Raw genomic sequence first — 3,226 nt, 5'->3', positions numbered from 1 at the left:
GGAAACCCCACCCGCCTGCGCGGTGGGGTAGTTCATGGGTAGTGCAAGGCTGTTAACGGCGATGGCAGGCATCAGTGCTGGCCTTTCCCAGAATCCTGACTGGGATGTGGAGCTCAAGGGGATTCGCAAGCGCTTTGGCAACTTCGTGGCTCTCGATGGCATCACCTTGCAGATTCGGCGAGGCGAGTTTTTTGGCCTATTGGGCCCTTCTGGCTGCGGCAAGACCACCCTGCTGCGCATCATCGCCGGCCTGGAGATGGCTGACGTCGGGGAAGTGGTGATCTGCGGGCGCCCGGTGGGCCATTTGCCCGCCCACAAGCGCAACGTCAACACCGTGTTTCAAAGCTATGCCCTTTTCCCCTTTATGACGGTGGAGGAAAACGTCGCCTTTGGCCTGCGCATGCGGGGGGTGCGAGGGGAGGCCCTGCACAAGCGGGTGGCCGCTGCCCTGGAATTGGTGGAGATCGGGGATCTGGCTAAGCGCAAGCCCCAGGAACTCTCCGGGGGGCAGCAGCAGCGGGTAGCCCTGGCCCGCGCCTTGGTCAATGAGCCGGAGGTGCTGCTATTGGATGAGCCGCTCTCGGCGTTGGATGCTAAGTTGCGCAAGCAGCTTCAGGTGCAGTTGGGCGAATTGCAGCGCCGCCTGGGCATGACGTTTATTTTCGTTACCCACGACCAGGAGGAGGCTTTGGTAACCAGCGACCGGGTGGCGGTGATGCGGGCCGGACGTATTGAGCAAGTCGGCCCCATTGACGAGGTGTACGAGCGGCCGGCAACTGCCTTTGTGGCGGACTTTCTGGGAGCCAGCAACCTTATCCAAGGGATCGCCTGTGGCACCGACTGCGTGGATACGCCCCTAGGCAAGCTCAAGGTGCCCGGGATCCAGCCCAACTTGGAGCCGGTGCAGTTGGCCATCCGCCCAGAAAAGATTCAGCTTTCCCGTAGCGGCTGGGATCTGCTGCCCAACCAAGTGCCGGTGCGGGTGGAAAACCTCATCTACACCGGGGCGGAGAACCAGTACTTGCTGCAGACGGCCAATGGACAGCAGCTCAAGGCCACCGCCCTCAACACGGATATTGAGGAGGCGGGGTTTGAGATCGGCGAGGCGCTGGTGGCCCACCTGCCCCCCAAGAGCCTGGTGCGCCTGCGGCCGGATCCCCGGCAGGAGGATCCCCCATGCTGAGATGGCCAGGGATCCCTTCTTCTGGCCAGCGTGCCCAGGTGCGTGCCGGGGAATTGCTCTCCCCCTGGCAGGAGCTGCTGCACAGCCTCATCTTTGCCGGGCTGGGGGTGCTGTGGGTGGTGGTGTTTTTGGTACTGCCGGGACTGCTGCTCTTGGCCTGCAGCTTTCTCAGCCGCGGCGAGTTTGGCCAGGTGGGACTGCCCCTGACGCTGGCCAACTACCTGCGCATTCTCGGCTATGGCCCCCTGGGCTGGACGCCCATTTACTGGCAGATCCTGGGTCGCAGCCTGGTGGTGGCGGCAGTCACCACTTTCTTCTGTATGCTGCTGGCCTATCCCCTAGCTTTCTTTATTGCCGCCCACCCGCCCCAGCAGCGGGATCTCCTGCTGACGCTGGTGGTGGTGCCCTTTTGGATTAACCTAGTGATTCGCACCTACGCCTGGATGGTGGTGTTGGCGCCAGAAGGGTGGCCAGCTCGCCTGGCCGCCTGGCTGGGCTGGATCCCGCCCCAGACGGCTCTCTACCCCAGCTGGCTGGCCGTGTACCTGGGCATGGTCTACACCTTTTTGCCCTACATGGTCTTGCCTCTCTACACCGCAGTGGAGCGCATTGACTGGCGCCTGGCGGAGGCAGCCCGGGATCTCTACGCCAACGGCTGGCAGGTCTTCTGGTGGGTGCTTTTTCCCCAAACGCTGCCGGGCTTGGCGACAGGCTTGATCCTGGTGGCCATCCCAGCGCTGGGCATGTTCGTGGTACCGGACTTGCTGGGGGGCAGCAAGACCCTGCTAATTGGCAATGTCATTCAGATGCAGTTTGGCGCCAGCCTGGACTACCCCTTTGGAGCGGCCCTTAGCTTTCTGGTAACTGGGCTAAGCCTGGGGTTAATCTACGCCTACAGCCGCTATGCTGGCAGCCGCGGCCTCAAAGACTTGCTCTGAATCGTTGCGAGCTCCAAGGGATTGCCCAAGTGCCCTGCGCCGCTTGCTGGCAAGCTCTGCTAGGTTGAGATACTGGCATTGTACTAGTAAGGATCCCTTGACCCAAACGCTCTCTTCTCGACCTCAGGCTACAGCCACTCCCGCTTCTCCCTCTTCTGTTTGGGATGTCATTGTCATCGGCGCTGGGATCGGCGGGCTGGTGGCGGCCACCCAGTTGGCGGCCAAAGGCTACCAGGTGTTGGTGCTGGAAAAATACCTCATCCCTGGTGGCAGCGCTGGCTACTTTGAGCGCCCGGATCCCAACGGCAACGGGATCTACCGCTTTGATGTCGGGGCTTCCATGATCTTTGGCCTGGGCACTCAAGGTACCACCAACTTGCTCACCCGCGCCCTGGCTGCTGTGGGCCAGTCTTTGGAATCCATCCCCGACCCGGTGCAGATTGCCTACCACCTGCCCCAGGGGCTTAGCCCGCGTGTGCACCGGGACTACGAGCAGTTTTTGCAGGAGCTAGCCAGCTATTTCCCTCAAGAAGCGGGCAGCATCCGCCGCTTCTACGACAGCTTCTGGCCTATCTTCAACAGCCTCAACGCCATGGAGCTCCTCTCTTTGGAGGAGTGGGGCTATCTCTGGCGCTCTTTTGTCGGTAACCCCCGCGCCTGCCTGACCTTGGCCCGCTACTTGCCGGTGAATGTGGGCCAGGTGGCGCGGCGCTACCTCCGCAATCCGGCGCTGCGGCGCTTTGTGGATATGGAGTGCTACTGCTGGTCGGTGGTGCCGGCAGATCGCACGCCCATGATCAACGCCGGCATGGTGTTTTGTGATCGCCACTACGGCGGCGTCAACTACCCCAAGGGAGGGGTGGGGCAGATTGCCCAGAAGTTGGCCCAAGGCCTAGAGGCCTGTGGGGGGCAAATCCGCTACGGGGCGCCGGTGCGGCGGATTTTGGAAGAACGGGGCCGCGCCGTGGGCGTTGAGCTCTCCAGGGGGGAAAAGCTCTTTGCCGGCAACATATGCTCAAATGCCCCCCGATGGGATACGTTTGAGCGCCTATGCCCGGTATCCCTGCGGGCGGCGGAGCGGCAATGGCAAAGCCGCTCCCACCCG

Annotated in this window: 3 protein-coding genes; all 3 read left to right on the top strand. The window is 62.5% G+C overall.

The genetic code is table 11. The annotated features are described in order from the left end of the window. Positions 1-34: 34 nt before the first annotated feature. Positions 35-1,183: an ABC transporter ATP-binding protein gene (locus NW841_RS12480; protein ID WP_414386675.1), complete on the top strand. Its 1,149-nt coding sequence runs from the start codon at positions 35-37 to the stop codon at positions 1,181-1,183. Further along, the gene (locus NW841_RS12475) at positions 1,177-2,121 is read left to right on the top strand and encodes an ABC transporter permease (RefSeq protein WP_414386672.1); all 945 of its coding nucleotides are present in this window, start codon (positions 1,177-1,179) and stop codon (positions 2,119-2,121) included. Before NW841_RS12480 ends, NW841_RS12475 begins: the two co-directional genes overlap by 7 nt. 97 nt (positions 2,122-2,218) lie before the next feature. Beyond that, the coding region (locus tag NW841_RS12470) for an FAD-dependent oxidoreductase (protein ID WP_414386669.1) at positions 2,219-3,226 on the top strand (1,008 nt) is incomplete at its 3' end.

This window comes from Synechococcus sp. H60.3, assembly GCF_047462295.1.
Taxonomy (GTDB): Bacteria; Cyanobacteriota; Cyanobacteriia; order Thermostichales; family Thermostichaceae; genus Thermostichus.
The sequence above is the reverse complement of the archived record's forward strand: the minus strand, read 5'-3'. Positions and strand labels throughout refer to the sequence as shown.

Bases quoted from the DNA above. Each gene is read 5' to 3' on its own strand.
- NW841_RS12480 (WP_414386675.1), top strand. From the start codon at position 35: ATGGGTAGTGCAAGGCTGTTAACGGCGATGGCAGGCATCAGTGCTGGC.
- NW841_RS12475 (WP_414386672.1), top strand. From the start codon at position 1,177: ATGCTGAGATGGCCAGGGATCCCTTCTTCTGGCCAGCGTGCCCAGGTG.